The 14,390-nt window shown below is 69.2% G+C and carries 18 protein-coding genes; 3 read left to right on the top strand and 15 right to left on the bottom strand.

From position 1 onward, the window contains the following. Positions 1-30: 30 nt before the first annotated feature. Positions 31-912, top strand: coding sequence for an oxygenase MpaB family protein (locus tag ACYVOM_RS28205; RefSeq protein ID WP_460306546.1), 882 nt, complete (start codon positions 31-33; stop codon positions 910-912). Between the two features lie 150 nt (positions 913-1,062). Beyond that, positions 1,063-1,551, top strand: a complete 489-nt coding sequence (locus tag ACYVOM_RS28200) for a hypothetical protein (protein WP_460306545.1) — start codon at positions 1,063-1,065, stop codon at positions 1,549-1,551. Positions 1,552-1,714: 163 nt separating this feature from the next. On the opposite strand, the gene nucS is transcribed toward ACYVOM_RS28200, so the two are convergent. Next, positions 1,715-2,395: an endonuclease NucS gene (nucS, locus tag ACYVOM_RS28195; protein WP_460306544.1), complete on the bottom strand. Its 681-nt coding sequence runs from the start codon at positions 2,393-2,395 to the stop codon at positions 1,715-1,717. A gap of 57 nt (positions 2,396-2,452) precedes the next feature. Between nucS and ACYVOM_RS28190 the strand changes: the two genes are divergently transcribed. After that, positions 2,453-2,938: a GNAT family N-acetyltransferase gene (locus tag ACYVOM_RS28190; RefSeq protein ID WP_460306543.1), complete on the top strand. Its 486-nt coding sequence runs from the start codon at positions 2,453-2,455 to the stop codon at positions 2,936-2,938. A gap of 1 nt (position 2,939) precedes the next feature. Here the strand turns inward: ACYVOM_RS28190 and ACYVOM_RS28185 are convergent, their stop codons facing one another. The 14 genes from ACYVOM_RS28185 to ACYVOM_RS28120 all read right to left on the bottom strand — a co-directional run bounded on the left by ACYVOM_RS28185 (position 2,940) and on the right by ACYVOM_RS28120 (position 14,384). After that, positions 2,940-3,521 carry a cob(I)yrinic acid a,c-diamide adenosyltransferase gene (locus ACYVOM_RS28185; RefSeq protein ID WP_460306542.1) on the bottom strand — a complete coding sequence of 194 codons (582 nt, stop codon included), beginning with the start codon at positions 3,519-3,521 and terminating at the stop codon, positions 2,940-2,942. Between the two features lie 25 nt (positions 3,522-3,546). After that, the gene (locus ACYVOM_RS28180; RefSeq protein ID WP_460306541.1) at positions 3,547-3,999 is read right to left on the bottom strand and encodes a DUF2550 domain-containing protein; all 453 of its coding nucleotides are present in this window, start codon (positions 3,997-3,999) and stop codon (positions 3,547-3,549) included. Positions 4,000-4,015: 16 nt separating this feature from the next. Then, positions 4,016-4,405 carry a F0F1 ATP synthase subunit epsilon gene (locus tag ACYVOM_RS28175; protein ID WP_460306540.1) on the bottom strand — a complete coding sequence of 130 codons (390 nt, stop codon included), beginning with the start codon at positions 4,403-4,405 and terminating at the stop codon, positions 4,016-4,018. 66 nt (positions 4,406-4,471) lie between these two features. Next, on the bottom strand, positions 4,472-5,899 hold the full coding sequence (gene atpD, locus ACYVOM_RS28170) for a F0F1 ATP synthase subunit beta (protein ID WP_460306539.1): 1,428 nt from the start codon (positions 5,897-5,899) through the stop codon (positions 4,472-4,474). 8 nt (positions 5,900-5,907) lie between these two features. Then, positions 5,908-6,813, bottom strand: coding sequence for a F0F1 ATP synthase subunit gamma (locus ACYVOM_RS28165; protein ID WP_460306538.1), 906 nt, complete (start codon positions 6,811-6,813; stop codon positions 5,908-5,910). A gap of 3 nt (positions 6,814-6,816) precedes the next feature. Beyond that, positions 6,817-8,454: a F0F1 ATP synthase subunit alpha gene (gene atpA, locus ACYVOM_RS28160; RefSeq protein ID WP_460306537.1), complete on the bottom strand. Its 1,638-nt coding sequence runs from the start codon at positions 8,452-8,454 to the stop codon at positions 6,817-6,819. Between the two features lie 17 nt (positions 8,455-8,471). Next, a complete protein-coding gene (locus ACYVOM_RS28155) occupies positions 8,472-9,281 on the bottom strand; it encodes a F0F1 ATP synthase subunit delta (RefSeq protein ID WP_460306536.1) in 810 nt (269 codons plus the stop codon). Beyond that, positions 9,281-9,835 (bottom strand): F0F1 ATP synthase subunit B, encoded by a 555-nt coding sequence (locus ACYVOM_RS28150; RefSeq protein WP_460306535.1) that lies wholly within the window; start codon positions 9,833-9,835, stop codon positions 9,281-9,283. Before ACYVOM_RS28150 ends, ACYVOM_RS28155 begins: the two co-directional genes overlap by 1 nt. A 34-nt stretch (positions 9,836-9,869) precedes the next feature. Beyond that, the gene (gene atpE, locus ACYVOM_RS28145) at positions 9,870-10,094 is read right to left on the bottom strand and encodes an ATP synthase F0 subunit C (RefSeq protein WP_123668887.1); all 225 of its coding nucleotides are present in this window, start codon (positions 10,092-10,094) and stop codon (positions 9,870-9,872) included. 78 nt (positions 10,095-10,172) lie between these two features. Next, on the bottom strand, positions 10,173-10,967 hold the full coding sequence (atpB, locus tag ACYVOM_RS28140; RefSeq protein WP_460306534.1) for a F0F1 ATP synthase subunit A: 795 nt from the start codon (positions 10,965-10,967) through the stop codon (positions 10,173-10,175). Positions 10,968-11,079: 112 nt separating this feature from the next. Then, entirely contained in the window at positions 11,080-11,295 is a 216-nt protein-coding gene (locus ACYVOM_RS28135) for a hypothetical protein (protein ID WP_460306533.1), read from the bottom strand. 36 nt (positions 11,296-11,331) lie between these two features. Then, positions 11,332-11,787 carry a hypothetical protein gene (locus ACYVOM_RS28130; RefSeq protein WP_460306532.1) on the bottom strand — a complete coding sequence of 152 codons (456 nt, stop codon included), beginning with the start codon at positions 11,785-11,787 and terminating at the stop codon, positions 11,332-11,334. Between the two features lie 111 nt (positions 11,788-11,898). Beyond that, a complete protein-coding gene (locus ACYVOM_RS28125; RefSeq protein WP_460306531.1) occupies positions 11,899-13,077 on the bottom strand; it encodes an MraY family glycosyltransferase in 1,179 nt (392 codons plus the stop codon). Positions 13,078-13,256: 179 nt separating this feature from the next. After that, complete coding sequence (locus ACYVOM_RS28120) at positions 13,257-14,384, bottom strand: hypothetical protein (protein ID WP_460306530.1); 1,128 nt, start codon at positions 14,382-14,384, stop codon at positions 13,257-13,259. Positions 14,385-14,390 lie beyond the last annotated feature (6 nt).

The raw sequence follows: 14,390 nt of genomic DNA, 5'->3' as shown, positions 1-14,390 counted from the left end.
CTTGTCTCATCCGTCCATAAGTATGTGCTTATGAACCTCAGGAAGCAGATCGACGACTCCTACTGGGGCATGCTGGCCGCCGCGCACCTGCCCGGGGAGCAGTACACCGAACCCGTCGGCGACCCCGGGCTCTTCGGCCCCGGCTCGGCCGTCTGGTACGTGCACGGCGACGTCTCCGGAGTCCTCGGAGGCGTCTCCGGGCTCCTGCTCGGCACGCTCAACGAACCCGTCACCCACGGCACGAACCAGCACTCGAACTACCTCCAGGACCCGATCCGGCGGCTCGGATTCACCAGCAGCTTCGTCAGCGGCATGACCTACGGCGCGACGCCCGTCGCCGAGAAGCTCGCCGGCATCGTCCGGACGATGCACAAGCGCGTCCACGGCGCCATGCCCGACGGCCGCCCCTATTCGGCGACGAGTTCCGCCGACATCATCTGGACGGGCATCACCCAGTCGGCACAGGCCGCCAAGGCGCATCAGCGCTACCACCCGAAGCCCCTTGACGGAAAGGGCATTGACGAATATTTCGCCCAGTACGCCGTCGTATCGGAGATGCTGGGCGCGACCGACGTGCCCAAGTCGCGCGCCGACGTCGCCGATTACTTCGCCATGATGCGCCCGCGCCTCACCGTCTCGGAGGAGACCCTGGAGGCCATCGGCTTCCTGCGCGGACCCGTCGGCGGGGATCCCACGACGCGCTACTCCACGCAGGTCATCAGCCGGGTGGCCACCGACCTGCTCCCGTCCTGGGCCAAGCGCCTGCTGGGCCTCGCGCCCCGCAGCCCGCTCGGGCCGCTCGCCGCCCGCGCCGCCGGGCACGCCCTCACCCGGACGCTCAGGTACGGCGTCCACCAGCGGATCGTGGAAGAGGCGCACACCCGCGTCGGCGTCCCGTACACCCGGCCCTGACGAACCGGCGCCATTCTCGCGAAATTCCCTATTCCATTCCCGACAAAGGGTTCGTTTTTCCGATAATTGACCAAGCGCAAGCGCGGCGACAAGATTCACCATCGCCCTTCTCGGACAGGTCAACGGATAACGATCTCTCCGGGAGGATGCATGATCAAGCAGATACTCTGTGCGGCGACAGCCGCGGCTGCGCTGGCCACGACACCATCGGCCTTCGCCTCCGAGTCCACCATCCCCGCGGCGCCACCGGCCCAGCCGGCCGCCCCGAGCACGGCCGTGGCCGCGGACTCCTCCGCCACGGCCGGCGCCCGGGTCGCCTCGGCGACGGACGACTACCTTCGCCGCTTCCGCGTCTCGGTGGAACTCGACCTCGAGGACTACCGGGGCAACCGGTCCCTGCTGGAGGTCGAACTCAAGCGCGCCGGCACCGACCGCGTCCTGCGCGACGCGCGCGTGTGCCTCCAGCGCCGGGAGGTCCGCGGCTACGACCGCCGTTTCGTGACGGTCTCCTGCCGCCGCACCGACCGCTACGGGGAGACCGCCTGGGTCATCCGCAACAACCGCACGTACCGGGTCTTCGTCCCCGGCACGCACCACCACTTCGCGAAGTACACCTACGCCTTCAGCCCCGACATCTGACGGGGCCGGAAGCAGCACGCATCGGGCACGGAGCCGCCCTCGGCCGGCCACCCGGGACGCGATCCCGCAGGCGGACCCGGGCGGCTCTCCGCATTTCCGGGACCCCGACCCCTCGACCCCCGCCCCAAAGACGTCGCCTCCGGACGACCGGCCCTGAGGACCCCTAGAAGAGCATGCCTTCCTTCTCGATGCCGCGCAGGGCGTCGTAGTCCAGGGTCAGGGTGCCGATGCCGCGGTCGTGCGCGAGGACCTTCGCCTGCGGCTTGATCTCCTGCGCCGCGAAGACCCCCTTGACGGGCGCCAGCAGCGGATCCCGGTTCAGCAGTTCCAGATAGCGGGTGAGCTGCTCGACGCCGTCGATCTCGCCGCGCCGCTTGATCTCCACCGCCACGGTTCCCCCTGCCGCGTCGCGGCACAGGATGTCCACGGGGCCGATCGCCGTCGGGTACTCCCGCCGGATCAGCCGGTAGCCCTCGCCCAGGGTGGTGATGTGCTCGGCGAGCAGCTCCTGCAGGTGCGCCTCGACGCCGTCCTTCTGCAGGCCGGGGTCGAGTCCGAGCTCGTGGTGGTGGTCGTGCAGGATCTCGAAGATCGTGAGGATGAGCTGCTCGCCCGACTTGCCGTGCGTGACCGTCCACTTCGCGATCGCGTCGTGCTCGGTGAACGGCTCCTCCTTGACGCTGCAGGGCGGGTTCATCCAGTTCAGCGGCTTGAAGGCCCGGTCGTCGGCGTGGATCGACACACTGCCGTCGGCCTTCATCAGGACGAGGCGGGTCGCGAGCGGCAGATGGGCGGTGAGCCGCCCCACGTAGTCCACGGAGCAGCGGGCGATGACGAGACGCATGCGCCAAGTCTCCCACCGCCCTCGCCCCGCGTGGTCCGGGAACGGCAGACTGGAGGGGTGAACGACGTGGTCATCCGCAAGGCCCGACCGCAGGACGAGCGCGCCCTGGCCGATCTGGACCGGCGCACCTGGGCGCCGGACAACTCCGTCGTGCCCCGCCCTCCGGCCGGCCCCCACTTCTTCGACCGCTTCCACCTGCCGGACCACTTCCTCGTGGCCGAGCGGGAGGGGGCCCTCATCGGCTTCCTCCGGCTCGTCCAGCCGGTCCTGCAGCCGACGGCGGCGCACGTCAGGCAGATCCAGGGCCTGGGCGTCGACCATGCCGCGCGCGGGCAGGGCGTCGGCCTCGCGCTGCTGGACGCCGCGTGCGCCGAGGCCCGCCGCCAGGGCGCGCGCAGGCTCACCCTGCGCGTGCTGTCGGGGAACACCGCAGCGCGCCGGCTGTACGAGCGGGCGGGCTTCCACATCGAGGGGATCCTCCGCGAGGAGTTCCTCATCGACGGCGGCTACGTGGACGACGTCCTCATGGCCCGCCTCCTGTAGGTCAGCCTCCCGGCTTCCACAGCACCTCGGCGCCCGCCGACGCGGTGCGGCACAGGATGAACAGCAGGTCCGACAGGCGGTTGAGGTAGCGCGCCGTCAGCGGGTTCACCTTGTCGCCGTGCGCCTCGATCGCCGCCCACACCATGCGCTCGGCCCGCCGCGAGACCGTCCGGGCCACGTGCAGGTGCGCCGTGGGCAGGTCGCCGCCCGGCAGGATGAAGCTCCGCAGCACGGGCAGGGGGCCGTTGAACTCGTCGCACCAGCCCTCAAGGCGCTCGACGTAGGCGGCGGTCACCCTCAGCGGCTCGTAGGGCAGATCGGGGACGACGGGGGCCGACAGGTCGGCGCCGACGTCGAAGAGGTCGTTCTGCACGCGCCGCAGCACGGCGGCGACGTCTTCGCGCAGTCCCCCGGTCGCCAGAGCGACGCCTATGAAGGCGTTCGTCTCCTCGACGTCCGCGTACGCGGCAAGGCGCGGGTCGGTCTTGCTGGTCCGGCTGCCGTCGCCGAGACCCGTGGTGCCGTCGTCCCCGGTCCGGGTGTAGATCTTGGACAGGACGACGGGTTCGTCTTCGCGGCTCATACGGGCCAGCGTAGAGCGCGGCGCCTCAGGCCCCCGAAGGCAGGTCGACCGGCCAGCCCGGAGGCGAGGACTCCAGCCACGCCAGGAAGCCCGTGAGGGCCGCCAAGGACATCGCCAGCTCCACCTTGGCGTCGCCGCTGCGGACCTCGATGATGGCCGCGTCGCCCGTCAGGGCCTCGGCCTCCCCGTCGGACGGGTCGCGCCGGCCCAGGACGACGAGGCCGCGCCGCTGGATGACGATCCGCGGCCTGCGGCCCAGCCCGAAGATCTGGTGCCACTGCAGCTCGTCGCCCTGGTACCTGCCGATCCCCAGCCGCCACACGCCGGTGCCGCCGAGGTCGCGGAGGCTGCACTCGACGGTGCCGCCGCCCAGCTCCAGGAGCCAGCGGCGCAGGGTCATCGCGGCGAAGGCCAGGGTGACCAGCAGCACAACGGCGACGAGCACCCAGCCGGTGATCTCTGCCAGGTGCTCGCCCACGTGTTGCCGAACTCTCTCAGACGTCCGCGCCGGCGGCCCGGAGCCGGGCCCGCGCCCGACGCTCGGCCACGGCCTGCGGGTTGTCCCCGTCGCCGCCGGCCTGCGCCGCGGCGAGGGCCTCACGGGCCTCGCTGAGGTCGATCTCGGCGCCCAGCTCGGCCTGCTCGGCCAGCACGGACACCTCGTTGTCGGCCACGGAGAAGAACCCGCTGCCGACCGCCGCGATGACGGGGTCGCCACCGGTCGGGAAGATCTTCACGACGCTGCCGTCGACGAGGACGCCCAGCACCGGGGAGTGACCGGTACGGATACCGATCTCACCCTCGATGGTCTGCGCGACCACCATCTCGGCCTCGCCGGCCCATACCTCGCGCTCGGGCGAGACGAGGGCGACTCTGATCGCCATAGTGTCTCTCCTCTTCCAGGAAGAAGGGCCGCCGGGGCCCGCTGGCCCCGGCGGCGGGAAGCCGCCTTACTTGGCGAGCTCCTTGGCCTTCTTCTCGACGTCGTCGACGCCACCGCACATGAAGAACGCCTGCTCGGGGATGTGGTCGTACTTGCCCTCGGTGAGGGCCTTGAACGAGGCCACGGTCTCGTCGAGCGGAACGGTCACACCGGGCTGGCCGGTGAACTGCTCGGCGACGTACATGGGGTGCGACAGGAACCGCTCGATGCGACGCGCGCGCTGGACGGTGACCTTGTCGTCCTCGGACAGCTCGTCGATACCGAGGATCGCGATGATGTCCTGGAGCTCCTTGTACTTCTGGAGGATCCCGATGACGCTCTGGGCCACGTCGTAGTGCTCGCGGCCGATGATCGCCGGGTCCATGATCCGGGAGGAGCTGTCCAGCGGGTCGACCGCCGGGTAGATGCCCTTCTCGGTGATGGCCCGGGACAGAACCGTCCGGGAGTCCAGGTGCGCGAACGTGGTGTGCGGCGCCGGGTCGGTGATGTCGTCCGCGGGGACGTAGATCGCCTGCATCGAGGTGATCGAGTGACCGCGGGTCGAGGTGATCCGCTCCTGCAGCTGGCCCATCTCGTCGGCCAGGGTGGGCTGGTAGCCCACCGCGGACGGCATGCGGCCCAGCAGCGTGGAGACCTCGGAACCGGCCTGGGTGAAGCGGAAGATGTTGTCGATGAAGAGCAGCACGTCCTGCTTCTGCACGTCGCGGAAGTACTCCGCCATCGTCAGGGCGGACAGGGCGACCCGCAGACGGGTGCCCGGCGGCTCGTCCATCTGGCCGAACACCAGGGCGGTGTCCTTGAGGACGTTCGCCTCGTCCATCTCGACCCAGAGGTCGTTGCCCTCACGGGTGCGCTCGCCGACACCGGCGAACACCGAGGTGCCACCGAAGTTCCGCGCGACACGGGTGATCATTTCCTGGATCAGCACGGTCTTGCCGACACCGGCGCCACCGAACAGACCGATCTTGCCACCCTTGACGTACGGGGTGAGAAGGTCGATGACCTTGATGCCCGTCTCCAGGATCTCGGTCTTCGACTCCAGCTGGTCGAACGGCGGAGCGCTGCGGTGGATGCCCCAGCGCTCGTTCACCTCGAGAGAGGCGACGGGCACGTCGAGGCACTCGCCGAGGGCGTTCCACACGTGGCCCTTGGTCACGTCGCCGACCGGAACCTGGATCGGGTTGCCGGAGTCGCTGACCGAGGCGCCGCGGACGAGGCCGTCCGTGGGCTGCATGGAGATGGTCTTGACCACGTTGTCACCCAGGTGCTGGGCGACCTCGAGGGTCAGGGTCTTGGTCTCGGCACCGAGGGTGACGTCGACCTTGAGGGCGTTGTTGATCGGAGGCATCGCGTCGGCGGGGAACTCCACGTCGACGACCGGGCCGATGACCCGGGTGACGCGGCCGGTGCCGATCGCTACCGCAGTTGAAGACATGTTCCTTTTCACTCCCCGCGACCGGCGTCGGCGAGCGCGTCCGCGCCACCGACGATCTCGCTGATTTCCTGGGTGATCTCGGCCTGCCGCGCCTGGTTGGCCTTGCGCGAGTACAGGTTGATCAGATCGTTGGCGTTGTCCGTCGCCGACTTCATGGCCCGGCGTCGTGCCGCGTGCTCGGAAGCCGCGCCCTGGAGCAGCATGTGGAAGATGCGGCTCTCGATGTAGTTGGGCAGCAGCAGGTCAAGCGCCGTGTCCGCCGACGGCTCGAAGTCGTAGGACGGCAGCGGAGCGTCCCCGCTCCGGTCCACCTCCTCGACCTGGAGCGGCAGCAGCCGCTTGACCTGGGCCTCCTGGGTGAGCATCGAGACGAACTCGGTGTAGACCACGTGGATCTCACCGAACCCGCCCTCGGCGTCCGTCTTGAGGAAGTCCTCGACGAGCTTGCGCCCGACCCGCTCGGCGCTGGCGAAGTCCGGCTGTCCGGAGAAGCCGGACCAGTGCCCGCCGAGTTCGCGGTCACGGAACTGGTACCAGGTGACGCCCTTGTTGCCGATCACGTACGGGACCGGCTCGCGGCCCTGTTCGCGCAGCATGGCCATGAGGGACTCGGCCTCACGGATCACGTTGGAGTTGTAGCCGCCGCAGAAGCCGCGGTCCGACGTGATGATCAGCACCGCCGAGCGCTTGTCCTCCGGCTGCTCGGTGAGCAGCGGGTGGTTGACGCCCGACCGGTGGCTGACCAGCGCGGACAGCGCCGCGGTGATCTTGTCGGCGTACGGCTTGGAGGCGGCCACGCGCTCCTGCGCCTTGGTGATCCGTGAGGTGGCGATCAGCTCCTGCGCGCGCGTGATCTTCGCGGTCGAGGAGACCGACTTGATCTTGCCGCGCAGGACTCGAAGCTGAGCTCCCATGGATCAGGCCTTCTTGACGCGCTTGATGGTCTCCTGCTCGACGTCCTCGGCGCCCAGGGGCTCGACCGGCTCGTCGGCGCCCAGGAGGGTACCGGCGCTGGTGGTGAAGCCCTTCTTGAACTCGGTGATCGAGTCCTTGAGGGTCGTCAGCGCGTCGTCGGAGAGCTGCCCGGTGTCGCGGATGCCCGCCAGGAGGCCCTTGGAGTTGGCCTCGACGTAGTCGAGGAACTCCGCCTCGAACCGGCGGATGTCCTCCACCGGGACCTCGTCGAGCTCGCCGGAGGTGCCGGCCCAGACCGAGACGACCTGCTTCTCGACCGGGAACGGGCTGTACTGCGGCTGCTTGAGCAGCTCGACCAGGCGGGAGCCGCGGTCCAGCTGGGCCTTGGAGGCCGCGTCGAGGTCGGACGCGAAGGCGGCGAACGCCTCCAGGTCGCGGAACTGCGACAGCGACAGACGCAGCGTGCCGGCCACCTTGCGCATGGCCTTGATCTGCGCGGAGCCGCCGACGCGGGAGACGGAGATACCGACGTTGATGGCCGGACGGACACCCTGGTTGAACAGGTCCGTCTCCAGGAAGCACTGGCCGTCGGTGATGGAGATGACGTTGGTCGGGATGAACGCCGAGACGTCGTTGCCCTTGGTCTCGATGATCGGCAGACCCGTCATGGAGCCGGCGCCCATGTCGTCGGACAGCTTCGCGCAGCGCTCCAGCAGACGCGAGTGCAGGTAGAAGACGTCACCCGGGTAGGCCTCACGGCCCGGCGGGCGGCGCAGCAGCAGCGACACGGCGCGGTAGGCCTCGGCCTGCTTGGACAGGTCGTCGAAGACGATCAGGACGTGCTTGCCCTGGTACATCCAGTGCTGGCCGATCGCGGAACCGGTGTAGGGCGCGATGTACTTGTAGCCGGCCGGGTCGGACGCGGGAGCCGCCACGATGGTGGTGTACTCCAGCGCGCCGGCCTCCTCCAGGGTGCCCCGGATCGAGGCGATCGTGGAGCCCTTCTGGCCGACCGCGACATAGATGCAGCGGACCTGCTTGTCCGGGTCACCGGACAGCCAGTTCTCCCGCTGGTTGATGATCGTGTCGACGCAGACCGTGGTCTTGCCGGTCTGCCGGTCGCCGATGATCAGCTGGCGCTGACCGCGGCCGATCGGCGTCATGGCGTCGATCGCCTTGATGCCGGTCTGCAGCGGCTCGCCGACCGACTGGCGCTGCACGACGGTCGGAGCCTGCAGCTCCAGCGCGCGGCGCTCGGTCGACTCGACCGGGCCCTTGCCGTCGATCGGGTTGCCCAGCGCGTCCACGACGCGGCCGAGGAACGCGTCGCCCACCGGCGTCGACAGGACCTCGCCGGTGCCGCGCACGGCCTGGCCTTCTTCGATTTTAGTGAAGTCGCCCAGTACGACCGCGCCGATTTCGCGCGCCTCGAGGTTCAGCGCCAGACCACGAATGCCACCCTCGAACTCGAGGATCTCGTTGGCCATCGCCGAGGGGAGGCCCGAGACGCGAGCGATACCGTCGCCGGACTCGGTGACAGTGCCGACCTCCTCGCGCGCGGCCGCGTCGGGCTCGTACGACTGGACGAAACGCTCCAGCGCGTTCCGGATCTCATCCGGACGGATCGTCAGCTCCGCCATGATTCCTCTCTTGCCCTTCAGGCGATACGCCGGCGAACGCCCTCAAGGCGTCCGGCGATCGTGCCGTCGATTGCCTCGTCCCCGAGCTGCACGGCGATACCGCCGAGCACTGAGGGGTCGAGTTCGATGTTCAGGTGTACCTCGCGGCCGTAGGACGCGCCGAGCGCGGCCGCCAGCCGGGTCTGCTGCTCGCCGGTGAGGGCGACAGCGGTGCGCACGAGCGCGACGAGCCGGTTGCGCCGAATGGCGACGATCTTGCCGAACGCGTCCAGCCCACGCTCCAGGCTACGTCCCCGCGGGTGGGTGACGGCCTCGAGCACGAGGGCCAGAGTCGGCCCGGCGACCTTGCCTTCCAGCAGGGAGCTGACCAGCTCGGCCTTGCGGTCGACGGGCACCAGGTCACCGGCCAGCGCGTTGCGCAGCTCGGTGTTGCCCTCGACGGTCCGGCCGAAGCGGAAGAGGTCGTCCTCCAGCTGGTCGAGCTGCCCGGCCCGCTCCGCGGCGTCGGCCAGGGCCGCCACCGCGTACAGCTCGAACGCGTCGGTCAGCTCGCTGGAGGAGCTCCAGCGGCGCCGCACGATCTCGCCGGCCAGCGTCGCCGCGGCGGTGCTGACCTTGCCGTCGAGCAGCGAGCCGAAGAGGCCCGCCTTCGCCTCGGCCGAGGCCGAGGGGTCCGACAGCGTCCGGCGCAGGCCGTGCTCACGGTCGAGCAGGTGCAGGATCTCGAACAGTTCGGCGCCCAGCACGCCCGCGTCGGCGGACGCCAGGATCGCCGGGAACCGCTCGTCCACTTCGGCCAGGGCGGCCCTGGTGACAGCTCCCGCCATCACAGGGCCTTACCGGCGGCGTCAGAGGTCTCGAGCTCCTCCAGGAACCGGTCGACGATGCGGCGCTGGCGCGCCTCGTCCTCAAGGGACTCACCGACGACGCGACCCGCGAGGTCGACGGACAGCGCGCCGACCTCGGCGCGCAGGGAGGCCAGGGCCTGGGCCCGCTCCGCCTCGATCTGCGCCTGAGCGTTCTCGACGATTCGCCGAGCCTCGACCTGGGCCTGCTCCTTCATCTCCGCGATGATCGAAGCGCCCTGCTCACGAGCCTCCTCGCGCAGGCGCGCCGCTTCCTGGCGGGCCTCCGAGAGCTGGTTCTTGTAAGCGTCGAGGGTCTGCTTGGCCTCGGCCTGAGCATCCTCGGCCTTCTTCAGCCCACCCTCGATGAGCTCGGTGCGCTCGGCCAGGGTCTTCTGGATCCGGGGAGTCAGGATCTTGCCGACGACCAGGACGACGACGAGGAAGGCGAAGATTCCGACGACCAGCTCATAGGTGTGCGGAATGAGGGGGTTGTTCCCCTCCTCCGCAGCGAGCAGTGAAGCTGCTGTGATCATGATGTTCGCAGCCTTTCGTCAGGGTTGGGGCTGATCAGCCGTAGATGAACGGCGCGACCAGACCGATGAGGGCGAGCGCCTCGGTAAGAACGAAGCCCAGCATCATGTTCTGGCGGATGACACCGACCATCTCCGGCTGACGGGCCATCGCCTGGACGCCCTGGCCGAAGATGATGCCGACGCCCACACCGGGGCCGATGGCGGCGAGGCCGTAGCCGATCGCACCGACGTTGCCTTCGACGGCGGCGAGAACGCTCATTTTCACTTACTCCTTCAGTTGGCCGGCGGAGGTTTCCGCCGGTCTGGTCCTTGGGGATAGAGGCCTTGTGTCGACGACTCAGTGGTCGGCGTGCAGACCGCTGCCGATGTACATCGCGGCCAGCATGGTGAACAGGAAGGCCTGCAGGAACTGGATGAACATCTCGAAAGCGGTCATCAGGATGGTCATGACGACGCCGAGCACGCCGACGGGAGCGCCCAGAAGAGTGGGGTTCTCGATGAGGAACCAGTAACCCACGAGGCTGAAGAAGGCCAGGATGATGTGTCCGGCGAACATGTTCGCGAAGAGTCGGACGGCGTGGGTGAAGGGCGCGAGGACGAACGTCGAGAGGTACTCGATCGGAACGAGCAGCACGTAGATCGGCTTGGGCAGGCCGGGCGGGATGAGGTTGGTGAAGTACTTCACCGGCCCCTGGTGCTTCATGCCCAGGTAGATCTTGAGGACGTACACGCTCAGCGCGAGAACCGCGGGGAACGCGATATGGGAGGCGACCGGGAACTGGATGATCGGGACGACCGCGAAGATGTTCCAGCACCAGATGAGCAGGAACATGGACAGCAGCAGCGGCATCCACCGCTCGGCGTCCTTGCCCAGGAACGGACGGGCCACCTGGTCGCGTACGAAGATGTAGCCCATCTCGCCGACGTTCTGCATGCCGCGGGGCACCAGCTTCGGCTTGGCGAACGCGCTCCACGCCAGGGCACAGGTGACCACCGCGCCCAAGATCGCCATGAGGACCGGCTTGGTCAGCCATTCCGGGCCGCCGGCGAAGAGCGGCGGGAAGTCGAACAGTTCGGCGCCAGGCGGCGTGAACTCCTCACCGGACGAAGCGAGCACGATCGCTGTACTCACTTGTTCACCTCGGTGGGTACGGTGGTCCGCTCGCTGCACTCGCGCACTGTGGCGTTCCCTTCAAGCTGATATCGGATCAAGAACCGTCTGACCGGATGCCGCGCACCGGCGGTCAGCGACCGTATTTCACGTAGACCAGGTAGACGGCGAGCACCACACCGATCACCAAACCGACCGGCTTGAACAACACCCACCCGGTCAGGTACGTCGCAAACCAACCCGCGCCGCCCCAGATGACCATTCCCGAGAGTATGTAGCTCGGGACCGACCACATGGCGTCTGCGAAGCTGGGGCCCGCCTCTTCGGATGGTGCCTCGTGCTCGCTCATCGCGTTCCGGACAATAGCAGGCTAGGCGCGGACTGGTCATATCGGAGTGGCCCCGTGCGACGCGCGCTCCTTGGCGTCGTCGCGGCGGGCATCACCGGCGGGTTCATCGATGTAGGGCTTTCGTGTGTCGAGGGTGATACGGAACTCGGCGACGATCCAGGCGACCGCGAGGGCCACCACGGTCCAGCCGAAAACCACGGTGTCGAAAACCGTGACACCCTTCACCGCCGAAACCAGGACCATCATGGCGAGGACCTTGAGCACATAGCTGGCAAGGCCCGCGAGCAGGACGGTCTGCGGCGAGATCTTCGAAGCCCAGTTCACGACGTACGCGCTGAGTGAGAAGAAGGCGATCACAGCCACCGAGGCGAGTGCCGCGCCGAGCGCCCCTTCGACCCCGCCGACGACACTGCCGACGGCGATCGCGACGACTCCCGCGAGGGAGACGGGGAGGGCTGCGCCGGCGAAGAGGCGCTTTCCAGTCGAGTCCATGAGGGCTCCGGGGTGGTTACGTTACGTGTTCGTCTCTACTTAGTGAAAGCTATCACAAGGCTAGGGAACTCCGGCAATTACCCCCTGGGTAACCGGCATGCGAACGGCACGTTAAGCGTGCTGCCGCGTCCTGTCCCCCGGACCCGCCGCGGCCGCCTCGACCTCGGCCTGGAAAGCCCTGCGCGCGATGAGGCGCGGCACGCCCACCATGAGGGCCGCGCCCAGGGCTGCGACACAGAGAGTGATGAACAGCACGAGCGCCTGCCACTTGGGCGAGTTCGGCGGAACGAACGACATGGCGACCATGCAGGCGCCGACCAGGCCGACCCAGCCGTACATGATCAGCACCGACCTGCGGTGGGAGTGGCCGAGGCGCAGGAGCCGGTGGTGCAGGTGCTGCTTGTCCGGCGCGAAGGGCGACAGTCCCTGGTTGGTGCGGCGCCAGACCGCGAGCAGCATGTCGGCGAACGGCACGATGGTCACCATCGGCACGAGCAGCAGCGGCAGCCAGATCGGCAGGATCTTGAACTTCTCGGCGAGCGCGGTGTCGAACAGCGCGATGAGCTGGATCGTCGAGGCCGACAGCAGCAGGCCGATGAGCATCGAGCCGGTGTCGCCCATGAAGATGCGCGCCGGGTGGAAGTTGTGCGCGAGGAAGCCCGCGCAGATCCCGACGAGCACGCCGGCGATCATCGCCGGGCCGATGAGCAGCGGGATGTCGACGACCTCGGCGAGGCGGTACCCGAGCAGGAACAGCGCGAAGGCGGCGATGCCGACGACGCCCGCGGCCAGGCCGTCGAGCCCGTCGATGAAGTTCACCGCGTTGATCGTGGCGACCACGATGAAGACGGTCAGCGGGACCCCGTAGATCGGGGACAAGGTGAGCGAGCCGCCGTCCAGCCGCGGAAGCGCGCTGAGCTGGACGCCGTTCATGATCAGGATGCCGGAGGCGGCGATCTGCCCGGCGAGCTTGGTCAGCGCGTCGATGTCCCACAGGTCGTCGGCGATGCCGAGCAGGACGATGAGGGCGCCGGACAGGATGATCGCGTTGGCGGTCTTGGTCTCGATGAAGACCTGGGTCATGTGCGGCAGCGCCCGGGCCATCACCAGGGCCCCCAGCAGGCCGCCGAACATCGCCAGGCCGCCGATGCGCGGGGTGGGCACCTTGTGCACGTCGCGGTCGCGGACCGCGGCCTGGGCGCCCATGGCGATCGCCAGGCTCTTCACCGGGGAGACGAGCAGGTAGGTGACGGTGATACCGGTGAGGATCACCAGCAGGTACTCCCGCACGCCCTCACCCCCGTTCCGGCCCTCATGCCCCTGTATCTGGTGGGACGCCGGCCGGCCGTCTCCGGTTGGAGGGCGGTCCCACGATCAGCACACCTTACGCCTTCCGATCGTCCTGGATGTGCTTTCCAGGGCCTTCGTCCGTGTGAGCGCCTCGTCACACCGCGCCCGCGGCGCCGCGGTCAGTAGATCCGCGTGGTGTCCCCGCAGGAGACGGGCTCGTAGGCCCACTCACCGTCGATATGACTCTGCGTACCCACGCAGGGCCGGTAGAAGAGGTGCCCGGACAGCTTGTTCACCGCCATCCGACTGGTCCAACGGCCGACGCTGTCCCTGCTGTTCCAGAAAGTCCAGGTGTCGACGCGCCGGCCGTCCTCGTCGGTGAAGGTCACGATCACCCCGGCCAGGCGGCGGTCGGCCTGGAGGTCCCTGATCCGCAGCAGCAGGCGGGCCCGCCTGCCGTCTCCCCTGCCTCCGGCCGCCCGGGTCGCCTCCCCCCAGGGCTCCGCCTTCACCCTGGCGCCTTTGGCGAGCTGCTTGGCCGAGAACAGGACGGTGCCCTGCTGCTCCTCGGGCCCCGGGCCTTCCCCGGACGGGCCGCCCTGACCGCCCTGACCGCCCGGCCCGGACGGGCCGGGCGGATCTTCAGGGTCCGCCGCGAAGCGCGATCCCGGGGACAGGCGGGCCGAGCGCTGCACCGAGGGGTGGACGGTGCCCACGGGGGCCCGGTAGACGGCGACGGTCCGGCCCGGGCGCAGCAGCGTCCTGCGGCCGTCCTTCTTGACCAGGACCTCCCGCACCCACAGGCCCTCGGTGTAGGACGAGGTGAAGGTCTTGGGGTAGCGGTAGGAGACCGCCTCGTCCACGAGCGGGTCCGCGCGCTTGCGCTTGCGCGCCTCGATCACCCGGCAGCCGTGGCACCCGGGCCTGCCCTCCGGCTTCGCCTCGGGCACCCGGGGGCCGCGCAGCGCGCCGGGCGAGGGCGCGGCGGGGTCGCCGTAGGCGTGGTAGACGGGAGAGTGCTGCTCGTCCCAGGCCTCGGACGTGGCGAACTGGACCCCCGCGGTCCAGCCGTCCCGCGCACGGTCGGTGAGCGTGAAGCGGACGGTGACGGCGTCCTCGGTGATCTCGTACCGGCCGCTCGCCCGGATCCGTCCGAAGGCCGCGCCCTCGCCGTCGGCGGTCCTGAACCGCCCCTCGGCGACGACGGCCTGGGGCGCCCGGCTCTCGGCGAGCCCGGGCACACCGAAGAGCGCGACGCCCAAGGAGAGGGCGCCGCATGCGAACAGCACGGTGGTGACGCGTGGCATCCGTGG

Source organism: Actinocorallia aurea (assembly GCF_054783995.1).
Note: the sequence above shows the minus strand (reverse complement) of the source record. Positions and strands in the feature narration are given on the sequence as shown.

Coding starts and splice junctions, on each gene's coding strand:
- ACYVOM_RS28205 (WP_460306546.1), top strand. CDS start 31: ATGAACCTCAGGAAGCAGATCGACGACTCCTACTGGGGCATGCTGGCC.
- ACYVOM_RS28200 (WP_460306545.1), top strand. CDS start 1,063: ATGATCAAGCAGATACTCTGTGCGGCGACAGCCGCGGCTGCGCTGGCC.
- nucS (WP_460306544.1), bottom strand. CDS start 2,395: ATGCGTCTCGTCATCGCCCGCTGCTCCGTGGACTACGTGGGGCGGCTC.
- ACYVOM_RS28185 (WP_460306542.1), bottom strand. CDS start 3,521: ATGAGCCGCGAAGACGAACCCGTCGTCCTGTCCAAGATCTACACCCGG.
- ACYVOM_RS28175 (WP_460306540.1), bottom strand. CDS start 4,405: ATGGCGATCAGAGTCGCCCTCGTCTCGCCCGAGCGCGAGGTATGGGCC.
- atpD (WP_460306539.1), bottom strand. CDS start 5,899: ATGTCTTCAACTGCGGTAGCGATCGGCACCGGCCGCGTCACCCGGGTC.
- ACYVOM_RS28165 (WP_460306538.1), bottom strand. CDS start 6,813: ATGGGAGCTCAGCTTCGAGTCCTGCGCGGCAAGATCAAGTCGGTCTCC.
- atpA (WP_460306537.1), bottom strand. CDS start 8,454: ATGGCGGAGCTGACGATCCGTCCGGATGAGATCCGGAACGCGCTGGAG.
- ACYVOM_RS28155 (WP_460306536.1), bottom strand. CDS start 9,281: ATGGCGGGAGCTGTCACCAGGGCCGCCCTGGCCGAAGTGGACGAGCGG.
- ACYVOM_RS28150 (WP_460306535.1), bottom strand. CDS start 9,835: ATGATCACAGCAGCTTCACTGCTCGCTGCGGAGGAGGGGAACAACCCC.
- atpE (WP_123668887.1), bottom strand. CDS start 10,094: ATGAGCGTTCTCGCCGCCGTCGAAGGCAACGTCGGTGCGATCGGCTAC.
- ACYVOM_RS28135 (WP_460306533.1), bottom strand. CDS start 11,295: ATGAGCGAGCACGAGGCACCATCCGAAGAGGCGGGCCCCAGCTTCGCA.
- ACYVOM_RS28130 (WP_460306532.1), bottom strand. CDS start 11,787: ATGGACTCGACTGGAAAGCGCCTCTTCGCCGGCGCAGCCCTCCCCGTC.
- ACYVOM_RS28120 (WP_460306530.1), bottom strand. CDS start 14,384: ATGCCACGCGTCACCACCGTGCTGTTCGCATGCGGCGCCCTCTCCTTG.